The 20,177-nt window shown below is 75.3% G+C and carries 20 protein-coding genes; 8 read left to right on the top strand and 12 right to left on the bottom strand.

From position 1 onward, the window contains the following. Positions 1-32: 32 nt before the first annotated feature. The 7 genes from ACFIF2_RS02250 to ACFIF2_RS02220 all read right to left on the bottom strand — a co-directional run bounded on the left by ACFIF2_RS02250 (position 33) and on the right by ACFIF2_RS02220 (position 9,091). Positions 33-1,361 (bottom strand): hypothetical protein, encoded by a 1,329-nt coding sequence (locus ACFIF2_RS02250; RefSeq protein WP_395570738.1) that lies wholly within the window; start codon positions 1,359-1,361, stop codon positions 33-35. Between the two features lie 56 nt (positions 1,362-1,417). Then, complete coding sequence (locus ACFIF2_RS02245) at positions 1,418-2,458, bottom strand: glutamate ABC transporter substrate-binding protein (protein WP_395570737.1); 1,041 nt, start codon at positions 2,456-2,458, stop codon at positions 1,418-1,420. A gap of 251 nt (positions 2,459-2,709) precedes the next feature. Then, positions 2,710-4,188, bottom strand: coding sequence for a hypothetical protein (locus ACFIF2_RS02240; protein ID WP_395570736.1), 1,479 nt, complete (start codon positions 4,186-4,188; stop codon positions 2,710-2,712). Positions 4,189-4,352: 164 nt separating this feature from the next. Next, positions 4,353-5,324, bottom strand: a complete 972-nt coding sequence (locus ACFIF2_RS02235; RefSeq protein ID WP_395570735.1) for an N-acetylglucosamine kinase — start codon at positions 5,322-5,324, stop codon at positions 4,353-4,355. Continuing rightward, positions 5,315-6,580, bottom strand: a complete 1,266-nt coding sequence (locus ACFIF2_RS02230; RefSeq protein ID WP_395570734.1) for a 6-phospho-beta-glucosidase — start codon at positions 6,578-6,580, stop codon at positions 5,315-5,317. Before ACFIF2_RS02230 ends, ACFIF2_RS02235 begins: the two co-directional genes overlap by 10 nt. A 45-nt stretch (positions 6,581-6,625) precedes the next feature. Next, positions 6,626-7,843, bottom strand: coding sequence for an ROK family protein (locus ACFIF2_RS02225; RefSeq protein ID WP_395570733.1), 1,218 nt, complete (start codon positions 7,841-7,843; stop codon positions 6,626-6,628). A 153-nt stretch (positions 7,844-7,996) separates the two neighbouring features. Continuing rightward, positions 7,997-9,091: a mechanosensitive ion channel family protein gene (locus ACFIF2_RS02220; RefSeq protein ID WP_395570732.1), complete on the bottom strand. Its 1,095-nt coding sequence runs from the start codon at positions 9,089-9,091 to the stop codon at positions 7,997-7,999. A 304-nt stretch (positions 9,092-9,395) separates the two neighbouring features. On the opposite strand from ACFIF2_RS02220, the gene ACFIF2_RS02215 reads away from it, so the two are divergent. Further along, entirely contained in the window at positions 9,396-9,932 is a 537-nt protein-coding gene (locus ACFIF2_RS02215) for an HNH endonuclease (RefSeq protein ID WP_210962055.1), read from the top strand. 174 nt (positions 9,933-10,106) lie between these two features. Here ACFIF2_RS02215 and ACFIF2_RS02210 read toward each other — a convergent pair whose 3' ends face one another. From ACFIF2_RS02210 to ACFIF2_RS02200, 3 genes are read right to left on the bottom strand one after another with little or no spacing between them, the layout of a single operon-like run. Then, positions 10,107-11,468 carry an FtsX-like permease family protein gene (locus ACFIF2_RS02210; RefSeq protein ID WP_395570731.1) on the bottom strand — a complete coding sequence of 454 codons (1,362 nt, stop codon included), beginning with the start codon at positions 11,466-11,468 and terminating at the stop codon, positions 10,107-10,109. Further along, positions 11,465-12,172 carry an ABC transporter ATP-binding protein gene (locus ACFIF2_RS02205; protein ID WP_395570730.1) on the bottom strand — a complete coding sequence of 236 codons (708 nt, stop codon included), beginning with the start codon at positions 12,170-12,172 and terminating at the stop codon, positions 11,465-11,467. Before ACFIF2_RS02205 ends, ACFIF2_RS02210 begins: the two co-directional genes overlap by 4 nt. Beyond that, positions 12,169-12,702, bottom strand: a complete 534-nt coding sequence (locus ACFIF2_RS02200) for a PadR family transcriptional regulator (RefSeq protein ID WP_395570729.1) — start codon at positions 12,700-12,702, stop codon at positions 12,169-12,171. The genes ACFIF2_RS02205 and ACFIF2_RS02200 overlap by 4 nt, the downstream gene beginning before the upstream one ends. A gap of 288 nt (positions 12,703-12,990) precedes the next feature. Here ACFIF2_RS02200 and ACFIF2_RS02195 point away from each other — a divergent pair, with 288 nt between their 5' ends. The 3 genes from ACFIF2_RS02195 to ACFIF2_RS02185 all read left to right on the top strand — a co-directional run bounded on the left by ACFIF2_RS02195 (position 12,991) and on the right by ACFIF2_RS02185 (position 15,762). Continuing rightward, complete coding sequence (locus tag ACFIF2_RS02195; RefSeq protein WP_019325427.1) at positions 12,991-13,296, top strand: hypothetical protein; 306 nt, start codon at positions 12,991-12,993, stop codon at positions 13,294-13,296. A gap of 9 nt (positions 13,297-13,305) precedes the next feature. Then, positions 13,306-15,408, top strand: coding sequence for a 4-alpha-glucanotransferase (gene malQ, locus ACFIF2_RS02190; protein WP_395570728.1), 2,103 nt, complete (start codon positions 13,306-13,308; stop codon positions 15,406-15,408). A gap of 72 nt (positions 15,409-15,480) precedes the next feature. Next, on the top strand, positions 15,481-15,762 hold the full coding sequence (locus ACFIF2_RS02185) for a hypothetical protein (RefSeq protein ID WP_395570727.1): 282 nt from the start codon (positions 15,481-15,483) through the stop codon (positions 15,760-15,762). Positions 15,763-15,914: 152 nt separating this feature from the next. Here the strand turns inward: ACFIF2_RS02185 and ACFIF2_RS02180 are convergent, their stop codons facing one another. Next, a complete protein-coding gene (locus ACFIF2_RS02180; RefSeq protein ID WP_395570726.1) occupies positions 15,915-16,427 on the bottom strand; it encodes a MarR family winged helix-turn-helix transcriptional regulator in 513 nt (170 codons plus the stop codon). Between the two features lie 103 nt (positions 16,428-16,530). On the opposite strand from ACFIF2_RS02180, the gene ACFIF2_RS02175 reads away from it, so the two are divergent. From ACFIF2_RS02175 to ACFIF2_RS02165, 3 genes are read left to right on the top strand one after another with little or no spacing between them, the layout of a single operon-like run. After that, complete coding sequence (locus ACFIF2_RS02175) at positions 16,531-17,481, top strand: EamA family transporter (protein WP_395570725.1); 951 nt, start codon at positions 16,531-16,533, stop codon at positions 17,479-17,481. Positions 17,482-17,514: 33 nt separating this feature from the next. After that, a complete protein-coding gene (locus ACFIF2_RS02170) occupies positions 17,515-18,453 on the top strand; it encodes a DMT family transporter (protein WP_395570724.1) in 939 nt (312 codons plus the stop codon). 29 nt (positions 18,454-18,482) lie between these two features. Beyond that, the gene (locus tag ACFIF2_RS02165; protein WP_395570723.1) at positions 18,483-19,415 is read left to right on the top strand and encodes a LysR family transcriptional regulator; all 933 of its coding nucleotides are present in this window, start codon (positions 18,483-18,485) and stop codon (positions 19,413-19,415) included. Here ACFIF2_RS02165 and ACFIF2_RS02160 read toward each other — a convergent pair. After that, positions 19,391-19,717, bottom strand: a complete 327-nt coding sequence (locus ACFIF2_RS02160; RefSeq protein ID WP_395570722.1) for a putative quinol monooxygenase — start codon at positions 19,715-19,717, stop codon at positions 19,391-19,393. The two genes, ACFIF2_RS02165 and ACFIF2_RS02160, sit on opposite strands and share 25 nt — an antisense overlap. Before the next feature lie 63 nt (positions 19,718-19,780). On the opposite strand from ACFIF2_RS02160, the gene ACFIF2_RS02155 reads away from it, so the two are divergent. Further along, on the top strand, positions 19,781-20,134 hold the full coding sequence (locus tag ACFIF2_RS02155) for a MerR family transcriptional regulator (protein ID WP_395570721.1): 354 nt from the start codon (positions 19,781-19,783) through the stop codon (positions 20,132-20,134). The last annotated feature ends 43 nt before the right edge of the window (positions 20,135-20,177 follow it).

The following is a 20,177-nucleotide window of genomic DNA, read 5'->3' as shown; positions in this document are numbered from 1 at the left end:
CCGTCCCCTCCCCCTCGTCTGCGCCGCGTCGCTCATGCGCCGGGCCCCGTCCGGTCGACCGGCCCGCCCTGGCCGGGCACGCGCGGGGCGGAGCCGAGCAGGTCGGCCGCCGCGTGCTGGTAGCGCAGCACGGCCTGCTCGGCGACGCGCAGGTCGCAGGGCGCGCTCCACAGCATGCGGCGCGCCTTCTCGTACTTCTCGACCAGCTCGGGATCCTCGGCGTGGCCGAGCCGGGCCACCTTCGCCTTGTACGCGTCGAGCCGGCCGCGCAGCTCGGCGCGGACCGCGAGCGGCGCGGTGACCGCCGTCAGCGACTCGCGGGCCCGCAGCAGCTCGTCCTCCGCCTTCTCCTCCAGGGACTCCAGCAGCGGGGACAGCCGGTGCCACTGCGCGTGCCGGCGGTACTCGGCGGCCGCCGCGAGCTGCTCCTGGAGCGCGGTCGGCGGTCCGCTGACCACCGGCACCTCCGTCGCCGCGATCTTCGCCAGCACCTCGCCGCGCGCGGTGCGGGCCTCGGCGAGGGTGCGGTCCGCTCGGGAGAGCACGTCCCGCAGCCGCACGATCCGCTGCTCGGCGTCCTGGCGCACGGCCAGCACGGCGTCGATCTCGCGGCGCACGTCCTCCAGGGCGCGCGCCTCCCGGTCGTACACCGTGGTGTCCGGACGGCCGCCGCCCGGCGCGGAACTGCCCTCGGCGGGCAGCCAGTGGGCGAGCGGGTCGGACACCACCCGTTCGCGCAGCTTCGTCAGGGTGCGGGTGATCCGCTCCAGGTCGTCGCCCGCCGGGTGCTCGCCGGGGCGGACGCCGACGGAGTGCGCGAGCCGGCGGGTGCGCTGGAGTTCGGCGGCGAGCAGGTCGATCCGCGCGGGCAGTGCCGACCACACGGCGTCGGCGGCGACCACCATGTCGAGGGAGGTCGCGTACAGCTGGTTCATCCGGTCCACCAGCGCCGCCAGCGAGTACCGCTCGCTGAGCCGGCCGGGGCCGCCCCGCGGGTCGGGCGCGCCCCCGGCGGCGGCGCCGGAGACCGTGACGGCCTCGCCGCGCAGCAGCTCGGTCAGCTCGGCCAGGTCCTCGCGGCTGGACCAGCGGCGCCGGGACCGGATCTCGCGGGCGGTGCGCAGCGCGCCCGCGTACGCGTCGAAGTACGCCCACAGCAGCGTGATCGACGCCTCCGCGGCCTTCCAGCGCTCGGCGGTCACTCCGGTGAGGTCGGCGCCCTCGAGGAGTCTGCGGCCCGCGTGGTCCTGGAGGGCCAGGAGCGAGGTCTCGATCGCCTCGTGCTCCGCGCCGAGCCGCGCCAGCGCACGGTCCACCTCGTCCCGGTCCATCACCGGCCCGGTGGGTCCCGTGTCGCCCATCGATCACCTTTCGCTGTCGCGGACTTGCGTGCTGTCTGCCTGCGGTGCGGCCCTCGTCAGGTGTCGCGCAGGTACTGCGGGGCCGGCGGCTTCGACTTCGCCGAGTCCTGGCCCATGGTGGGGGACAGCCACTCGTCGTAGGAGTGCTGCCAGCCCCTGGTCCGGTCCGCGCGCCACTCCTCGAGGATCCGGTTGACCCGGCGTACCAGATCGTCGGCGTCCTTCTTCATCGCCACGCCGTAGTACTCGGTGGTGAAGGCGTCGCCCTTCAGTTCGACCGTCGGGTCCTGCGCCGCCTGGCTGGCGGCGAGCGCGCCGTCGGTGACGATCGCGTCGGCCTCGCCGAGCTGCAGCCGTACCAGGCAGTCGAGTTGGCTGGGCACGGTGATGCTCAGGTCGGCGTCCAGGCGGCCGTCCTCCTTGTCCTGCTCCAGCGTGCTCAGCGCCGTCGAACCCGCCGCCGTGCAGATCCGCTTGCCGGTCAGGGTGTCGTCGTACCCGGTGATGTCCGGGGACTTGGGCGCCAGCACCTGCTGGCCGGTGCGGAAGTAGGGCGCCGAGAAGGCGACGTCCTGGACGCGGTCGCAGTTGATGGTCATCGTGCGGACCACCATGTCGACCCGGCCGTCCTGGATCGCGGGTATGCGCTGGTCGGTCGGGATCGCCTTGAACTGCACGGCGTCCGCGTCGCCGAGGATGTCCTGGGCGATGCGGTGCACCAGGTCGATGTCGAAGCCCTCCAGCTCGGCGCCGCCGCCGCTGTTCGGGTCGCGGTAGCCCCAGCGGTAGCTGTTCTGGTCGACGCCGACGACCAGCTTGCGCTTCTCGCCCTCGCGGCTCTGGATCTCGTCGATGGTGGGGCCGTCGGCGGCGGAGGGGGCCAGGGTCTGCTTCTCCGGGGCCGTGCACTGCTGCGCGGCGCGGGCCTGGCTGCCGTGGCCCGGGCGGTGCCCGCCGGTGCCCGTGCCACCGCCCTCGCCGTGCGAGCGGACCGTGGGCAGGAGCAGGGCGAAGAGCACCGCGAGGGCACAGGCGAAGGCCATCGCCCCCACCCCGCCCCAGCCCTTCAGGCCGGCTCGCAGTCGTCGTGCGCGCATCCTCACGCCCCCTTCCACGTCCACCAGGACCCTTTCCCACCCGTTAGGGCGTGTCGTTCGGATCATGCCGGGGTCGCGGGGCCTGGCACGCGCATCTGCGGCGTTGTCGTCGGTTGCCAGGGCTCCGCCCTGTCGCCCTCCTCCGCCTTGCAGCCGCACGCACCAGACCCCGCTCGAGTCGGCCACAAGGCGCCGTGGCTTGGAGCCGGCCTGATCCAAACGACACCCCCTCGCCGGGCCCGCTTCCCGCCTCACCGGTACTCCGAGAGCCTGCGTCCGATGCCCAGCAGCGCGCCGGCCGCGCCGAGTCCGGCGAGGACACCGGCGCCCTGCGGCAGGTACTGCATCGCGTCGAGGCCGTCGCCCGCCGCCCGCTCGAACTCCCGCTCCTCGTGCGCGATGGCGGCGGCGAGCGAGGCGTCGACGCCGTCGAAGCACTCGACGGTGGCGCCCTTGCCGCCGATCACCAGGTCCAGCGCCTGCCGGTAGTTGCCGTTCTCGTCCTGCTCACGGGCGGTCGCGTGCCGCTTCTTCCACTCCGCCATGTCGCCGCTCGCCGCCTCGACGGGTCTGCCGCCCGCGTCGTCGTCGGCGAGCCGGTCCGCCTCGGCGAGGCTGTCGCCGAGGACCTTCATGTTCTTCCCGAAGGCCAGGTCGTAGGCGTCGTACGACTCGTCCCCCACCTTGGTGGTTTCCGCGCCGCGGGACACCAGGGTGAGGTTCTCGTTGCCCCGGGCCTTGAGGGAGGCGATGCGGGCCTCGTGCAGCGCGTTCAGGGAGTCGGCGCCGTGCCGGAAGGCGTCGTTCAGGTTGGACCGGGCGACGCCGTGGCCGACGACCAGCCAGAGCAGCACGAGGCCGGCGGTGGCGGTGGCGGCGACCAGGCCGTGGTTCAGGACGCGGTTGGTGCGCCGGTAGGTGCGGTACTGCGCCCAGCCCAGCGCGGCGAGCGCGAGGAGACCGAGGGCGATGGCCGCCCACGGGTAGGGCCGGGCGTCGCCGTGGTCGGCGCCGAGGCGCTGGTTCTCCTTCTTGTAGAGATCCTCCGCCGCCGGGAGCATCTCCTTCTGCATCTTCTCGTTGGCGTAGCGCAGGTAGGCGCCGCCGACCGGGAAGCCCTGGCGGTTGTAGGTGCGGGCGCGCTCGATGAGGCCCTTGTACTCGGGCAGCAGGCGGTTGAGCCTGCCGATGGTCGCCGCGGCGGGGGAGTCGGCGTCGGAGTTGGCGGCGGCCTTCACGAGGCCCTCGGCGGCCGCGCGGATGCCGTTGTTGTACCGGTCGCGGGAGTCCTTCGTCTCCTGGCCGCCGGCCAGGAAGCCGCTGGAGGCCGCCGTGTTGGCCTCGGCGAGGGAGCGGTAGATGCCGGCCGCGGCCGAGCTGAGCGGCTGGCTGCTGGTCAGCACGTCGTCGGCCGCCGAGGCCCGCTCGTTCATCTGCCAGGCGGCGACGGCGCCGAAGGCGACGACCAGGGCGGCGAGCAGGGCGCCGATGATCCGCAGCCGCCCCGGCTCGGTGACGGCCGCCGCGCGCAGCCGGTCCACGCCCTCGGCGAACGCCGTGCGCCGCGGCGGGGGCGGCGGTGACGTGGCGAGGGCGCCGCCACCCGGGTCACCCGCCCGCTGCGCCGGCACCTGCCCGGCACGCGGCGGGGACTGCGGCGGTACGGCGGGGCGGGCGGGCGCGCCCGTGCCGGGCGGTGGCGCCGCGCCGCCCTTCGGCGGTTGAGTCACTGCTGACCTCCCCCGTGGTCATCCGTCGCCGCAAGTATCGCTGTCCGCACCGACATTCGCACCGGCCTTCACCCGATCTTGATCCGATCCGGGTGCAACGCACCACCCCTGCCCATGAATACGCCACCGGAACCGGTGCGGTTCCCGCCCGGACCGCCGCGGACTCAGGCGGCGAAGTGCCGCCGGACCCGCGCGTGCGCCCCGGGGCCCGCCCCCGTCCGGTCCAGACCCAGCAGAACCGCGCCCAGCACGGGCGGCTCCGTCACCACCGTCGGCACCGCCTTCGGGGCGCGGGCGGCCAGCAGCTCCCGTACGCGGTCGTCGAGTTGCGGGTGGCGCGCCGCCAGGACGCCGCCGCCCAGCAGTACCGGCGTCCGTTCGCCCAGCAGGTCCAGCCGGGTCAGCGCGACCACGGCCATGGCCACCACCTCGTCGCCCTGCCGGTCCACGATCGCCCGCGCGACCGGGTCGCCGCCGGCCGCCGTGGCGAACAGCACCGGGGTCAGCTCGTGCCGCCGTACGGGCTCGACGCGGCGCAGGTGCAGCGCCTCGACGAGGGCGTACATCGAACCGAGCCCGAAGTGGTCCGGGAGGGTGCGGGCCAGCTCCGTGGGCTCCCCGCGGCCGTCCTCCGCCCGCGCCGCGTGCCACAGCGCCTCCTCGGCCAGCCCCCAGCCGCCGCCCCAGTCGCCGGAGACGCGCCCGAGGGCGGGGAAGCGGGCGGTGCGGCCGTCGGGGCGCATGCCGACGCAGTTGACGCCGGCCCCGCACACGACGGCGACCCCGCGCGGTTCGGCGACGCCGGCCCGCAGGACCGCGAACGTGTCGTTGCGCACGTCCACGCTCGTGCCCCACGCGCGCGCGTGCAGCGCGGCGGCGAGCCGCTCCTCCTCCACGGGCAGGTCGGCGTTGGCCAGGCACGCCGAGACGTGCCCGACCGAGGTGACACCGGCCGCCGCGAAGGCCCGCGCCACCGTCTCCCCCAGGGCGTCCACCGCCCGCTCGACCCCCACGGCGGGCGGCCGGAAGGCGCCGCCGCGGGCCGTGGCGAGCACCTCCCCGCCGGCGGTCACCACGGCCACGTCGGTCTTGCTGTTGCCCGCGTCGACGGCGAGCAGGCTCGCGCTCACGCCCACGTCAGGTGCTCCCGGTTGTGCGCGAGCAGCAGGTCGGTGAGCCGCTCGGCGTAGGTGTACTGGCCGACCAGGGGGTGGGCGAGCAGTGCCCGCAGCACCCGGTCCCGGCCGCCGCGCAGGGCCGCGTCCAGGGCGAGGTCCTCGTACGCCGTCACGCTCGCCATCAGCCCCGCGTACAGCGGGTCGACGGCCGCCACCGGCAGGGGGGAGGCGCCCTCGGCGCCCACCGCCGCCGGCACCTCGATCACCGCGTCGTCGGGCAGGAAGGGCAGCGTGCCCCGGTTGTACGTGTTCACCACCTGGTACGGAGAGCCCGCGCCGCCGAGCAGGGCGGCGGCCAGGTCCACGGCCGCCTCGGAGTAGTAGGCGCCGCCGCGCTCCGCCAGCAGGGCGGGCTTCTCGTCCAGGGCCGGGTCGCCGTACATCTCCAGCAGGCGCCGTTCCATCTCCGCCACCTCGGCGGCCCGCGACGGCTTGGCGCGCAGCTCGTCCACGACCTCGTCGTGCGCGTAGTAGTAGCGCAGGTAGTAGGAGGGGACGACGCCCAGGCGGTCCAGGAGGGGGCGGGGCAGGCGGAGGCGGGCGGCGAGCGCGTCCCCGTGCTCGGCCAGCAGCCGGGGCAGGACGTCCTCGCCCCCGGGGCCGCCGAGCCGGACGCCGGTCTCCCAGGTGAGGTGGTTGAGACCCACGTGGTCCAGGTGGACGTCGGCAGGTGCCACGCCGAGCAGCGCGGCGAACGTCCGCTGGAGCCCGATCGCCACGTTGCACAGGCCGACCGCCCGGTGCCCGGCCCGCAGCAGGGCGCGGGTGACGATGCCGACCGGGTTGGTGAAGTCGATGATCCAGGCGTCCGGGTTGGCCCGGCGGACCCGCTCGGCGATGTCCAGCACCACCGGCACCGTGCGCAGCGCCTTGGCGAGGCCGCCCGCGCCGGTCGTCTCCTGGCCGACGCAGCCGCACTCCAGGGGCCAGGTCTCGTCCCGCTCGCGGGCCGCCTGGCCGCCCACGCGCAGCTGGAGCAGTACGGCGTCGGCGCCGTCGACGGCCGCGTCCAGGTCGGAGGTGGTGACGACGCGGCCGTCGTGGCCCTGCTTGGCGAGGATGCGGCGGGCGAGGCCCCCGACCAGCTCCAGCCGGTCCGCCGCGGGATCGACCAGGACCAGCTCGTCCACCGGCAGGGTGGCCCGCAACCGGGCGAAGCCGTCGATCAGTTCGGGTGTGTAGGTCGAGCCGCCGCCGACCACGGTGAGCTTCATGCGGAGATCAACCCTTCCTTCGGGCGCCGGGGGTCCCGGAGCGCTTCAGCGCGAGGTGTTGAAGACCTCGTCGCGGGTGGTCGCCAGCGCGCTCTCCAGCGCGCCGCGCAGTACGGGGTGCTCGGTGACGTCACCGACGACGAGCCGGGGCCTGGACGCTGCCAGTTCCGCCAGCTCTTCCTGGACCAGGGCGCGCAGCGCCTCGCCGCCGGCGGTGAGCGAGGTGCCGCTCAGGACCACCAGCTCGGGGTCCAGGACGGAGACGAGGGAGGCCAGGCCGGTGGCGAGGCGGGTGGCGTAGGCCCGCAGGAACCGGCGGTGCGGGCCGTCGCCGTCGTCGGTCCGCGCGGCGCGGGCGACGAGGCCGGCGGCGGCCTCGTGGGAGGGCCCGGACGGCACGGAGGTGACGCCGAGCTGCCGGGCCAGGGCGGGCAGGGCCTGGGAGCCGGCCAGCTCCTGGAAGCCGCCGCTGCCGGTGCGGCTCACCTGGCGGGCCAGCGGCGCGCCCGGCACCGGGAGGAACCCGACCTCGCCCGCGCCGCCGGTCCAGCCGCGGTGCAGCCTTCCGCCGAGGACCAGGGCGGCTCCCAGGCCCTGCTGGTTCCACAGCAGGACGAAGTCCTCGTGGCCCCGGGCCGCGCCGAGGCGCTGTTCGGCCACGGCGGCGAGGTTCACGTCGTTCTCGTACTCGACGGGCATCGGCAGGGCGGCGGCGAGTTCGCCGAGCAGGGCGGGGGAGTGCCAGCCGGGCAGGTGGGAGGCGTAGCGCAGCCGCCCGGTGCCCGGGTCGAAAGCGCCCGGGGTGCCGATGACGAGGCGGCGGACGTCGTCCCGGGCCAGCCCGGCGGCCTCGACCGCGCCGTCGAGGGCGTCGGTGACCTGCCGGACGACCGGGATGGCGGCGCGCGGGCCCGGGGTGGGCAGCTCGTAGCGGCCGACCGTGCGCCCGGTGACGTCGGCGACCGCCGCGAGGAGACGGTCCGCGGTGACGTCGAGCCCGGCGGCGTACGCGGCGGCCGGGTTGACCTCGTACAGCTGGGCGCCCGGGCCCGGGCGGCCCTCCGTGGTGCCGCCGGCCAGCACCAGCCCCGCCGCCTCCAGGCGGGCCAGCACCTGGGAGGCGGTCGGCTTCGACAGGCCGGTGAGCCCGCCGATCCGGGTGCGGGACAGCGGCCCGTGCTCCAGCAGGAGGTCGAGCGCGGCCCGGTCGTTCATGGCGCGCAGGACGCTCGGGGTGCCCGGAGAGCCGGCGATTCCCGCCACGGATGCCTCACTCGCGTCTGTTAGGAAACTTTCCTGTCAGACGGGAAACGTAGGCCGACGGACGGGGGCCGTCAAGAGGCCGCCCCCGGGGGCGACGGGGTCGTCGACTCCGGGGGCAGGGCGGGCGGTCGGGAGGAGCGGTGGGGTGTCCCGTTACTTGCTGGTGCTCGGCGGGGTGATCGGCGAGGCCGCGACGGACTGCGGCGACACGGTGCTCGCGTAGGCCGACGGGGCGGCCATGCCCGCGGTCGGGTCCGGGGTGCCGGCCGGCTGCCCGGGGACCTCGGGGCCGCCGACGATCTGGATGCCGGCCGAGTCGAAGGCCCGCTTGATCCGCCAGCGCAGTTCACGCTCGACGGTGAGGGACTTGCCGGGCATCGTCTTCGCCGAGACCCGCACCACCATGGAGTCGAGGAGTACGGAGTCCAGGCCGAGCACCTCGATCGGGCCCCAGAGCATCTCGTTCCAGGGCTCCTCCTTGCTCATCCGCTCGCCGACCCCCGCGATGGTCTCCCGCACCTTCTCCAGGTCCTCGTCGGAGCGGACGGTCACGTCCACGCCGGCCGTCGACCAGCCCTGGGAGAGGTTGCCGATCCGCTTGACCTCGCCGTTGCGGACGTACCAGATCTCGCCGTTGTCGCCGCGCAGCTTGGTCACCCGCAGTCCGACCTCGATGACCTCGCCGGAGGCCACGCCCGCGTCGATGCTGTCGCCGACGCCGTACTGGTCCTCCAGGATCATGAAGACGCCGGAGAGGAAGTCGGTGACCAGGTTGCGGGCGCCGAAGCCGATCGCGACACCGGCGACACCGGCGGACGCGAGCAGCGGGGCCAGGTTGATCTGGAAGGTGCCCAGCACCATCAGGGCCGCGGTGCCGAGGATGAGGAAGCTGGCCACCGAGCGCAGGACCGAGCCGATGGCCTCCGAGCGCTGACGGCGCCGCTCCGCGTTGACCAGCAGGCCGCTCAGCGCGGTGCTGCCCGCCGTGCCGGTACGCCGGTTCATGCGGTCTATCAGCTTGGTGATCGCCCGCCGCACCACGGCCCGGAGCACCACCGCTATCACCACGATCAGCAGCACCCGCAGGCCGATCGCCAGCCACGTCGACCAGTTCTCCTCGACCCAGCCCGCGGCGTTCGTCGCGCTCTCCTGGGCCTCCCGCAGCGAGGGGACCGCCGGGGCCGTCGGGGACGGCGAGGGGGACGGCGACGAACCGGCGGCCGACAGGACGGCGGCGGACAGGGACACGGCGGATACCTCCAGATGCGGCGGCCCGTCCTCCGAGGTCCGGTCAAGGTCACGGAAAGGTCACCGGACGGGCAGAAGCACCACACTAACGGGGCACCGGGCGCGGTTCGGCCCGAAATGGGCGGGAGAGACGGTACTCACCCGCCCATGGACTGGTCACCGTCCCGGGGACGCGTGCCGTGTGGTCGAAAACACTCCCAGCCCGTTACCGGGACATGGTGGCGCTTCCACCAGCCATGAGGGGAGACTGACTACGGATCGTCCCGGCGCGAGCCACGCGCCGCCGGCGTACAAGGAGGCATCCGTGCCGCATGTCCTGGTTCTCAACGCGTCGTACGAGCCGCTCGGCGTCGTACCGCTCCGCCGCGCGCTCGTCCTCGTCCTCGAGAACAAGGCGGTGTGCCTCGAGGAGTCCGGCGCCTACCTGCACAGCGCGACGGTCACCGTGCCCGCACCCAGCGTGGTCCGGCTCAAGCGGTTCGTGCGGGTGCCCTACCGGGGGCCCGTCCCGCTCACCAGGCGGGCGCTGTTCGCCCGCGACGGGGGCCGCTGCATGTACTGCGGCGCCGTCGCCACCAGCGTCGACCACGTCGTCCCGCGCAGTCGCGGGGGCCTGCACGCGTGGGACAACGTCGTGGCGTCCTGCCGCCGCTGCAACCACGTCAAGGCCGACCGGCACCTCGGCGAGATCGGCTGGCGCCTGCGCCACAAACCCGCCCCGCCCACCGGCCTGGCCTGGCGCATCATCGGCACCGGCCACCGGGACCCGCGTTGGCTGCCGTACCTGCAGCCGTACGGCGCGGAGGACGCCATGGCCCGGATCGACGGCATCTCCGCCTGACGGTCCGGGCCTTCGTGTACGCCGGCTCGGGCCCGCTCGGCGCACCCGGTTCTTCGGCGGCCCGCCGTCGGGGCGGGCGCGGCCCTCGTGGCGGGTGCCGCTGATCAGGCCCACTGCGGGGTTCGATCGCCCAGCGTACGGCGCGTACGGCGCATCCGACGGCCCCTCGGGCACTCACGCGTACCGCAGCTCCCCCGGCCGCACCGACCGGCCCAGCAGCGGAAGTGCCGTCGCCGCCGCCAGCAGGCAGGAGGCGTACACCCCCGGTGCGACCAGCACCGCCGTCCACGGCACCGAGCCGGCGCCGGTGAGGGACGCGTACCAGACGCCGACCGCCAGGCCGCCGGCGCCGGCCAGGAGGAGGGCGGGGGCGAGGGGGAGGGCCGTCTCCAGGAGCAGGGCCCGGTTCAGGACCGTGCGCGGCACTCCCGCCGCGACCTGGGCGGCCAGCGCCCGGCGGCGGGTGGTCAGGGACTCGGCGGTGCCCACGGCCAGCCCGGAGAGAGTGATCGCGAGGGCGACGAGGACGGCGGCGCCGGCCAGGTCGAGGCCGGTGGTGTAGTAGTCCAGGTCGGCTCCGAGGCGCCCCTCGCGGGAGCGCAGCTCGGTGAGCATCGCGTGCCGGACGCACAGGAAGGCCGTACCGGCGACCGTGACCAGCAGGACGGCGGCGTGGGTGCGGGCCGCCGCCCACGGGTCGTCGCGCAGCCGTTCCGCCGCGATCAGCGGTGCCGCCGTCCGGGCCCGGCCGGCGAGCAGGCGCCCGGTGAGCCGTGCGGTGGTCCCGGACAGCCACACCGCGCCGGCACCGACCGCGATGACCAGGGCGAACACGGTCAACGGGCCCTGGTGGTGGTCCCGGCCGCCCGACCCGGAGCCGGTGGCGGCCACGGCGAACGGCGCCGCGACCGCGACCAGCAGCAGCGCGCCCAGGAAGAGGCGCCCCGGGCCCCGGCCCGTCGTCGGCCGGGTCCGGCGCACCCAGCCCAGCGGGGAGGCCACCACCCGGCGCAGCGCCAGCGCCCCCGCCGCCGCGCCCAGCACCGGCACACCGACGGCGACCAGGGCGATGCCCGCCCAGGTCAGCGCGGTCGGCCGGCTCCACAGGCGCAGCAGGAGCAGGACGGAGAAGACGGTCACCACCGCCGAGCCCGCCAGACACGCGAGCCCGGTCTCCAGCGCCGCGATCCGCCGTACCTGCCAGGGGGTCGCCCCGGCCAGCCGCAGCCCGGCCAGCCGCCGGTCGCGGTGCACGGCGCCGATGCGGGCGCACTGGCCGAGGAAGCCCAGCACCGGCACCAGCGACAGCAGCAGACTGACGATCACCCCGGACCGGGTGCCGGGCTCGTCCAGCAGGCCGTGGCCGACGGAGACGGACAGGCCGCCCCGCAGCGACGCGAGCGTGGCGGCCGCCAGAGCGAAGCCCGTCGCCAGTGCCGCCCCCGTCGCCGTGAGCGTGATCCGCCACCACTCCCGCCGGTCCGAGCCGCGCAGGAGCTGCCGGGCCAGCCGGAGGTCCGCGGTCACCGTGCTCACGCGCTCACCCCCAGCGGGGCCACCGCGCCGTCGCGCAGCCGGACCTCGCGGTCGGCGTACGCGGCCACCTGGGCGTCGTGCGTGACCAGCAGTACCGCCGTGCCCGACTCCCGGGCCGTGTGCGCGAGCGCCGTCATCACCTGCTCGCCCGCCAGGGAGTCCAGCGCCCCGGTCGGCTCGTCCGCGAACACCGCCTTCGGCCCGGTGACCAGGGCCCGGGCGAGTGCCGCCCGCTGTGCCTGCCCGCCGCTCAGCTCGCCGGGCCGCAGCTCGCCCTGCCCGCGCACCCCGAACCGCTCCAGCCACTCGCCGGCCCGCGCCCGCGCCTCGGCGCGCGCGGTGCCGGCCAGCATCAGCGGCAGCGCCACGTTGTCCAGGGCGGTCAGCTCCGGGATCAGCTGGCCGAACTGGAAGACCACCCCGAAGTCGGTGCGGCGCAGCTCGCTCAGCCGCTTCTCCGGCAGCCGGTCCAGCCGCTGCCCGTCGTACGTCACCGCACCGGCGTCCGGCCGGACGATCCCGGCCAGGCAGTGCAGCAGCGTCGACTTCCCGCTGCCGCTGGCGCCGGTGACGGCGAGCATCTCGCCGGCCCGCAGTTCGACGCAGGCGCCGCGCAGGGCCTCCGTCCTGCCGTGGGCCTTCACCAGGTCGCGGGCCGCGAGCAGCGGCCGCGTCGCGATCCCGGTCGTGTCGCCGTTCGTCATGCTGTGCGGACCTCCGCGGTCAGGGTGGTGAGCCGGGCCGCCGTCGTGGTCATCCAACGGAGGTCGGCGTCGAGGTGGTTGAGGGCGTAGTCGGCCGACAGCACGGTGGCCAGGTCCGTGCCGGGTGCCGTCTTCACCGCCGTGAGCTGCCGCATCCGCTCCATGTGGGCGGCGCGCTGGGCCGTCAGGTAGGCGGCCGCGTCGCCGCCGGTGAGGATCGAGACGACGACCTTGGCGAAGATCTCGTTCGTCACGAAGGGCGCGGGCGGGGCGGGCTGACCGGCCCACCGGGCCAGTTCGCGCGCGCCCTCGTCCGTCGTGCGGTACGCCGTCCGCTCCGGGCCGCCCTCCGACGCGGTGCCGTCGACCTCCGCGAGGCCGTCCCGGACCAGGCGCTGGAGAGTCGTGTAGACCTGCCCGTAGGCCAGCGGCCGGGCCTCGGGAAAGCGGGCGTCGTGGCGCCGCTTCAGGTCGTAGCCGTGGCTCGGCCCCGAGGCGAGCAGCCCCAGCAGGATGTGACGGGTACTCATGGCGCACAGTATTCACCGCGTACATGTACTGAGTGAATAGCTGGCGGGGATGATTCCGCGGACGCCGGCGCGACTGTCCGCGGGCGGTGCGACCGGTTTGCGTGATCTTGGAACGGGTTAGGTGACTGATCTGCCCGGATTCGCGGAGATTTCTCGACGGAGAGATGTGACCAGGGCCACGTTGTCGGTGCCGGGGCGTCTGTCCTCGCGAGGACTGGGTAGGGCTGCCGTAACCCGCCAGAAGCGTTCCCGACGAAGCTCGACGAATCCTCGACGAAGGAGACCCCCGTGGCTGCACCGGCACCCCTGCTGCTCCCGGCCCCGTCCAAACCCGTGGCGGAGCCGTCCACACCGTGGGCAGAGCCCTCCGCCGCCTCCGACACCCCGCACTACTGCGTCTTCGGCGCCACCGGCAGCTGCGCCGAGACCCCGCTCACCAGCGAGCCGCCGCTGCCCGACGCCGAACCCCTCACCAGCGAGTCGCCGTTCGCCGACGCCGTACCGCTGACCAGCGAGTCCTCGCCCGAACTCACGGCGGACGTGCCGGAGCAGGGCGGACCCTCCTTCGCCGTCCCCGAACCCACGAGGTCGTAGAGGTCAACGATGCCAGCAGCCCGGCCGGCCGAGCCCCGTACCGAGGACCTTCCCGAGGATCTGACCCGGCTCGCCGCCCTGCACGGCGTCGCCACCTCCTACAGCCCCTCCCCGGACCACACGGTCGCCGCGTCGGTCACCGCCGTCACCCGCGCGCTGGCCGCCCTCGGTGTGGACGCGGGCACGCCCGAGGCCGTCCGCGCCGCGCTGGCCGCCCGGAAGGCGGAGCTGGACGCCCGTCTGCTGCCGCCCACCGTGGTCGCCTGGAGCGGTGGCCCGGCACCGGCCGCGCTGGCCGCGCTGCCCGAGGGCACCCGGCTGCGCGTCGACACCGAGCAGGGCGACACCCGCGACGGCGTCCGCGAGCTGCCGCCGGGCGTCCACCGCCTCACCGCCACCGCGCCCGACGGCCGGACCGCCCGCGCCCACCTGATCGTCGCGCCCGCCCGGCTGCCCGTCCCCGAGGGCCGCTCCCACGGGCTCCTCGTCCAGCTCTACTCCCTCCTGTCCCACCGCTCCTGGGGCATGGGCGACCTCGGCGACCTGCGCGAACTGGCCGACTGGGCCGGACGCGCCCTCGGCGCCGGGTTCGTCCAGGTCAACCCGCTGCACGCGGCCGTGCCAGGCGCCCCCACCGACCCCTCCCCGTACCGGCCCTCCTCGCGCCGCTTCCCCGACGCCGTGCACCTGCGGATCGAGGAGGTGCCCGAGTTCGCGTACGTCACCGGCCCCGAGCGCGCACAGGCGCTGCGCGAGCGGGCCGGGCGCCTGCGCGAGGCCGTCCTCCACCAGGGCGCCCTCATCGACCGGGACGCCGTGTGGGAGCTGAAGCGCGAGGCGCTCGAACTGCTCCTGGAGGTCCCCCTCGGACCCGGCCGGCGCGCCGCCTACTGCGACTACCTCGCCGAACAGGGCACCGCCCTGGAGGACCACGCCACCTGGTGCGCCCTCGCCGAGGTCCACGGCCCCGACTGGCACCGCTGGCCCGAGGGCCTGCGCGACCCGCGCTCGGCCGACACCGACCGCGCCCGCACCGAGCTGATGGACCGCGTCGACTTCCACTCCCGCCTCGCCTGGCTCGCCGACACCCAGCTCACCGCCGCCCAGCACACCGCACGCGAGGCCGGCATGCAGGTCGGCGTCGTCCACGACCTCGCCGTGGGCGTGCACCCGAGGGGCGCCGACTCCTGGGCCCAGCAGGAGTACTTCGCCGCCGGCATGTCGGTGGGCGCGCCGCCCGACGCCTTCAACGCCCGCGGCCAGGACTGGGGCCTGCCGCCCTGGCGCCCCGACCGCCTCGCCGACTGCGGCTACGCCCCCTTCCGGGGCCTGCTGCGCGGCCTGTTCCGTTATGCCGGAGCCCTGCGCATCGACCACGTGATGGGCCTGTTCCGGCTCTGGTGGGTCCCCGAGGGCCACCCGCCCACCGAGGGCACCTACGTCCGCTACGACGCCGAGGCCATGCTCGCCGTCCTCGTCCTGGAGGCGTCCCGCGCCGGCGCCCTGGTGATCGGCGAGGACCTGGGCACCGTGGAGCCCGGCGTGCGCGAGGCGCTGCGGGCGCGCGGAGTGCTCGGCACGTCGGTGCTCTGGTTCGAGCGCGACTGGGAGGGCGACGGCCGCCCGCTGCCCCCCGAGCGCTGGCGCGCCGACTGCCTGGCCACCGCCACCACCCACGACCTGCCGTCCACCGCCGCCCGCCTCACCGGCGAACACGTCGAACTGCGCGAGCGGCTCGGTCTGCTGACCCGCCCGCTGGAGGAGGAGCGGGCCGAGGCGTCGGCGGACACGGCGGAGTGGCTGGACGTCCTGGCCCGGCTCGGCCTGCTGCGGGGCACCGGCGGTGACACCGGCGCCCCCTCCGAGGAGGCCGGCATCCAGGCCGTCCACCGCTTCCTGCTGCGCACCCCCGCCCGGATGACCGGCATCTGGCTCCCGGACGCCGTCGGCGACCGCCGCCCGCAGAACCTCCCCGGCACCTGGGACCAGTACCCGAACTGGCGGCTGCCCGTCGCCGACGCCGAGGGCCGCCCGGTGACCCTGGAGGACCTGGCCGCCTCACCCCGGCTGCACGCCCTGATCGACGCCGTACGGGAACACGGGGGCGGCTGAGCGCGGCGCCCGCGGGACCCGTACGGGCACCCCGGGCGCGCGGCCGCCGCGGCCGTTCGCTAACTTTGCACCGTGGACAAGAAGAACGCCCTGCGCGCCGGCGCCCTGGCAGCCGGTACGACGCTGATGATGCTGCTCATGTCGTCCCCCGCGCTCGCCCTGACGCGCGACGACGGTGACGACCCCGGCACGGGCCTGAGCGTCATCGAGACGCTGGGCCTCTACGTCGTGGCCCCGATCGTGCTGTTCGCGGTCATCGCCGGCCTGGTGATGGTCCTCGACAAGTCCAAGGAGGAGCACCGGGTGACCTCCCGCAACATCAAGACCCGTCCCAAGGCCGACGCCAAGGCCTGACGGCTCACCGCCGCTTCACCGAGGGCGCCGGGCCCCCGCGCACGTACGCACGTCAGCCGTACGCGCGGGGCCCGGCGCCCTCGCCGTGCGTGCGGGGCGGTGCCGGGCACGCCCCGTCGTCCGGCGCCGGCGCCGGGTGCGCCGCCGTCCGGCTACCGCTCGGTCGCGGCCAGCAGGTCGCGCAGCAGGCCGGCCAGTTGGGCGGCCCGCCCGGCGTCGAGCCCGGCGGACAGCGCCTCGGTCTGCACGGCGAGGCCCGCACCGACCGCCTCGTCGACCAGTGCCAGCCCCTTGTCGGTGAGCGTGACCCTCAGTCCCCTGCGGTCGTGCGGGTCGGGGGAGCGGTGCAGCAGCCCGGCGCGCTCCAGCTTGTCGAGGCGGCCGGTCATGCCGCCGGTGGTGAGCATCAGGGTCGCCGAGAGCTGCCGGGGCGAGAGCGCGTACGGCTCACCGGAGCGGCGCAGCGTCGCCAGGACGTCGAACTCCCCGCGCGCGATCCCGAACCGCGCGTAGGCCTTCTCCATCCGCTCGCCGATGGCGCGCGAGAGCCGGTTGACGCGGCCGAAGACCTCCATCGCGGTGGTGTCCAGGTCGGGCCGGACCGCTGCCCACTGGCCGATGATCGCGTCGACCGGGTCCGGGTGCTGCTCGGGGCGCTCGCTCATGGGACGAGTATCGGCCGCGGACAGGTCGGCCGCAAGAAAGTTGCTTGCCGATAAGTAGCTTAGCGGTAAGCTACTTGCATCGTCCTGATGGAAGGGGCCTCCCATGGCCGCGAACCGCCCCGCACTCATCGCGCTCACCGCCCTCGCCCCCGTCTCCTGGGGCACCACCTACGCCGTCACCACCGAGTTCCTGCCGCCCGACCGACCCCTGTTCACCGGGCTGATGCGGGCCCTGCCCGCCGGCCTGCTGCTGCTCGCCCTCGCCCGGGTGCTGCCGCGCGGCGCCTGGTGGTGGAAGGCGGCGGTGCTGGGCGCGCTGAACATCGGGGCCTTCTTCCCGCTGCTGTTCCTGTCCGCCTACCGGCTGCCCGGCGGCATGGCCGCCGTCGTCGGCTCGGCCGGCCCGCTCCTCGTCGTCGGCCTCTCGGCGCTGCTGCTCGGGCAGCGGCCCACCGCCCGCTCCGTGCTCACCGGCGTCGTCGCCGCGTTCGGCGTGAGCCTGGTGGTGCTGAGGGCGGCCGGGGCGCTGGACGTCCTCGGCGTGCTCGCCGCCCTCGCCTCCACCGCGTCCATGTCCGCCGGCACCGTCCTCACCAAGCGGTGGGGCCGCCCCGACGGCGTCGGCCCGCTCGCCCTCGCGGGCTGGCAGCTGACCGCCGGCGGCCTGCTCATCGCGCCGCTCGCCCTGCTGGCCGAGGGCGCCCCGCCCGCGCTGGACGGCCCGGCGGCCGGCGGCTACCTGTACCTGGCGCTCGCCAACACGGCGGTGGCGTACTGGCTCTGGTTCCGCGGCATCGGCCGGCTCTCCGCGGCCCAGGCCACCTTCCTCGTCCCGCTCTCGCCGCTGACCGCCGCCGTGCTCGGCTGGGCGGCCCTGGGGCAGACGCTGACGCCGGTTCAGCTCGTGGGCATGGCCCTGGCGTTCGGGGCGACCGTGGCGGGACAGCTCGCGTCACGGGCCGAGCCGGTCGTGCCCGGCCGACCTTTCAGTTCTGCTTCACGAAACGGTCGAAAAGATTCGATGGACCTGACACGAGCCGGTGCGCGACGGTAGAGGCCCCGCGACCGTCGCCCCGAAAGGACCTCCGTGGCCGTAGCCGACCGCCGGACCACCACCCCCGCCCGCCGCGCCGACGGCGCGAGCCCGGTCCCGAGGGCGACGGCCACCCCCGTCGCCCTCGGAATCGGGCTCGCCGCACTCGCCACCCTCGTCTGGTCCGGCAGCTTCGTCACCTCCCGCGCCCTCGGCGACAGCGTCCCGCCCGTCCAGCACGCGTTCTGGCGCTGGGTGGTGGCCCTCGCCGTCGTCGCCCCCTTCGGCGCCCGGCGGGCCTGGCGGCAACGGGAGCTGATCCGGCGCCACCTCGGCTTCGTGCTCCTCGCCTCCCTGCTCGGCGTGACCGTCTACAACACCCTGGTCAACCAGGCCGGCGTCACCACCCCCGCCGCCAACATGGGCATGATCATGGCGGCGTCCCCCGTCCTGATGGCCGTCCACGAACGCGCGGGCGGCGTACGGCTCGGCGCCCGCCGCGTCGCCGGGCTGCTCACCGCCTGCGCCGGCGTGCTGCTGCTGGTCGGCGGCGGGGCCTCCTTCTCGGCCGGCGACCTGTGGATGATCGCCGCCGCCTGCTGCTTCGGGTCGTACAGCGCCCTGCTGCGCCGCCGGCCCGCCGGTCTGGACGGGGCCGGGTTCCTCTTCACCACGTTCCTGTTCGGCACCGTCCTGCTGCTGCCCGCGCAGGGCGTCAGCCTCGCCGTGCAGGGCGGCTTCAGCCCGACGCCGGACACCGTGCTGCCCCTCCTCTACGTCGGCGTCGCCTCCTCCGCGCTCGCCTTCTTCGCCTGGAACAAGGCGATCTCGCTCATCGGACCGACCCGCGCCGGGATCGTCTACTACCTCCAGCCCGTGTGCGTGGCCCTGCTCTCCTGGGCGCTGCTCGCCGAGCCGACCGGCTGGGCGCAGGCGGGCTGCATGGCGCTGATCCTGGGCGGCGTGGTCCTGGGCGCGGGGTCGCGCGGGTAGGGGCGGGGCGGCGCGGATAGGTTGCCGCCATGGCCGACTGGGACATCCGCAAGCTCCACATCCTGCGGACGCTGCGCGAACGGGGCACGGTGACCGCGACCGCCGAGGCGCTGCGCATGACGCCGTCCGCCGTGTCCCAGCAGCTGACGAACCTCTCCCGGCAGCTCGGGGTGGAGCTGCTCCGGGCCCAGGGCAGGCGGGTCCGGCTGACCGACGCGGCCCGGCTGGTGCTGCGGCACGCCGAGGCCGTCTTCGAGCAACTGGAGCGCGCCGACGCCGAGTTGGCGGCCTACGTCCACGGGGACGCCGGCGAGGTACGGGTCGGCGCCTTCTCCACCGCCGTACCGGCCCTCGTCGTACCGGCCGTCACCGCGCTGCGGGCGACGCACCCCGGGATCGCGGTGCGGGTGCGGGAGGCCGAGGCGCAGGAGGCGTACGAGCTGCTCGCCGCCGGGGAGGTGGACCTCGCGCTGTCGCTGGCCGCGCAGGCGCCGAGCGCCGCCGACCCGCGCTTCACCCGCGTCCCGCTGCTCGCCGACCCGCTGGACGTCGCCCTGCCCGGCGACCACCGGCTGGCCCGCGCGGACGGGCTCCGGCTGGCCGACCTCGCCGCCGAGCCGTGGATCTTCGGGGGCAGCGGGCCCTGGTCCGACATCACCCGGGGAGCCTGCGAGACGGCCGGTTTCCGCCCGCACCAGGCCCACGCGGCGGCGGGCTGGACGGCGATCCTCGCGATGGTCGAGGCGGGCATGGGCGTGGCCCTGGTGCCGCGGACGGCGGCGGTGCCCCGGGACGGCGTGGTGATGCGCGAACTGCGTGCGGACCGCCCGGTCCGGCACGTGGTCGCGGCGGTGCGCAGGGGCGCGGAGGAGAGGACGGCGGTGGGCCGGGTGCTGGACGCGCTGCGGACGGCCGCCGCGCTCCGCCCCGGCGGACCTCAGGTGCCGTCGGCCGCCGGATAGGCGCTCAGCATGGTGTCGAAGTACCCCTCCACCTCGCCCTCCAGGTACTCCGGCAGGCGGTCCAGGAACGCCCGCAGGGCCGGGAGGGCGTTGTGCCGGTCCAGGTCGGCCTGGGAGCGCCAGACCTCGTAGAGAAAGAACCGGCCGTCGTCGTGCTCGTGCAGGTGGTACTGGAGGTTGCCTTCCTCGCGCCGGGTGGGCTCGACGAAGGAGGTGAGGATCCGCCTGACCTCGTCGGCGCGTTCCGGCCTGGGGCGCAGGAAGCCGTAGAGGGACAGGGGCGTTCGCGGTGAGGTGGTCATGGGGCGACCGTAGGATCTCTCATCGATGTGAGGTTCAAGGCCGTCGAGTGTGAGGTGGGGCACATGAGGATCGGTGAACTGGCACGGGCGACCGGGGTGAGCGTCCGTCTGCTGCGCTACTACGAGGAGCAGGAGCTGCTCGCTCCGCGGCGTGACGCGGGAGGCCACCGCCGGTACCCGGCCGAGGCCGTCACCGAGGTCGCGCGCATCCGCACGCTGTTGGCCGCCGGGCTCCCGACGCGGGTCATCCGCGAACTCGTCCCGTGCGTCCTGGGCGACGGCCCCGAGGTCGACGTCTGCGTCCAGGACCTGCTGCGGGAGCAACTGGCCGAAATGGACACGCGGATCGCCCACCTGCGGCAGGCCCGCGCGGCGCTCGGCGAGCTGCTGGACGCCTCCGTGCGCGCGGCGGCCTGACGCACACAGGGGCGCCCGGTGCGGGACCGGACGCCCCCTGTCG

Origin of the sequence: Streptomyces sp. BK79 (genome assembly GCF_044142145.1) — a bacterium.
GTDB lineage: Bacteria > Actinomycetota > Actinomycetes > Streptomycetales > Streptomycetaceae > Streptomyces.
This window is presented reverse-complemented; position numbering and strand designations above follow the sequence as displayed.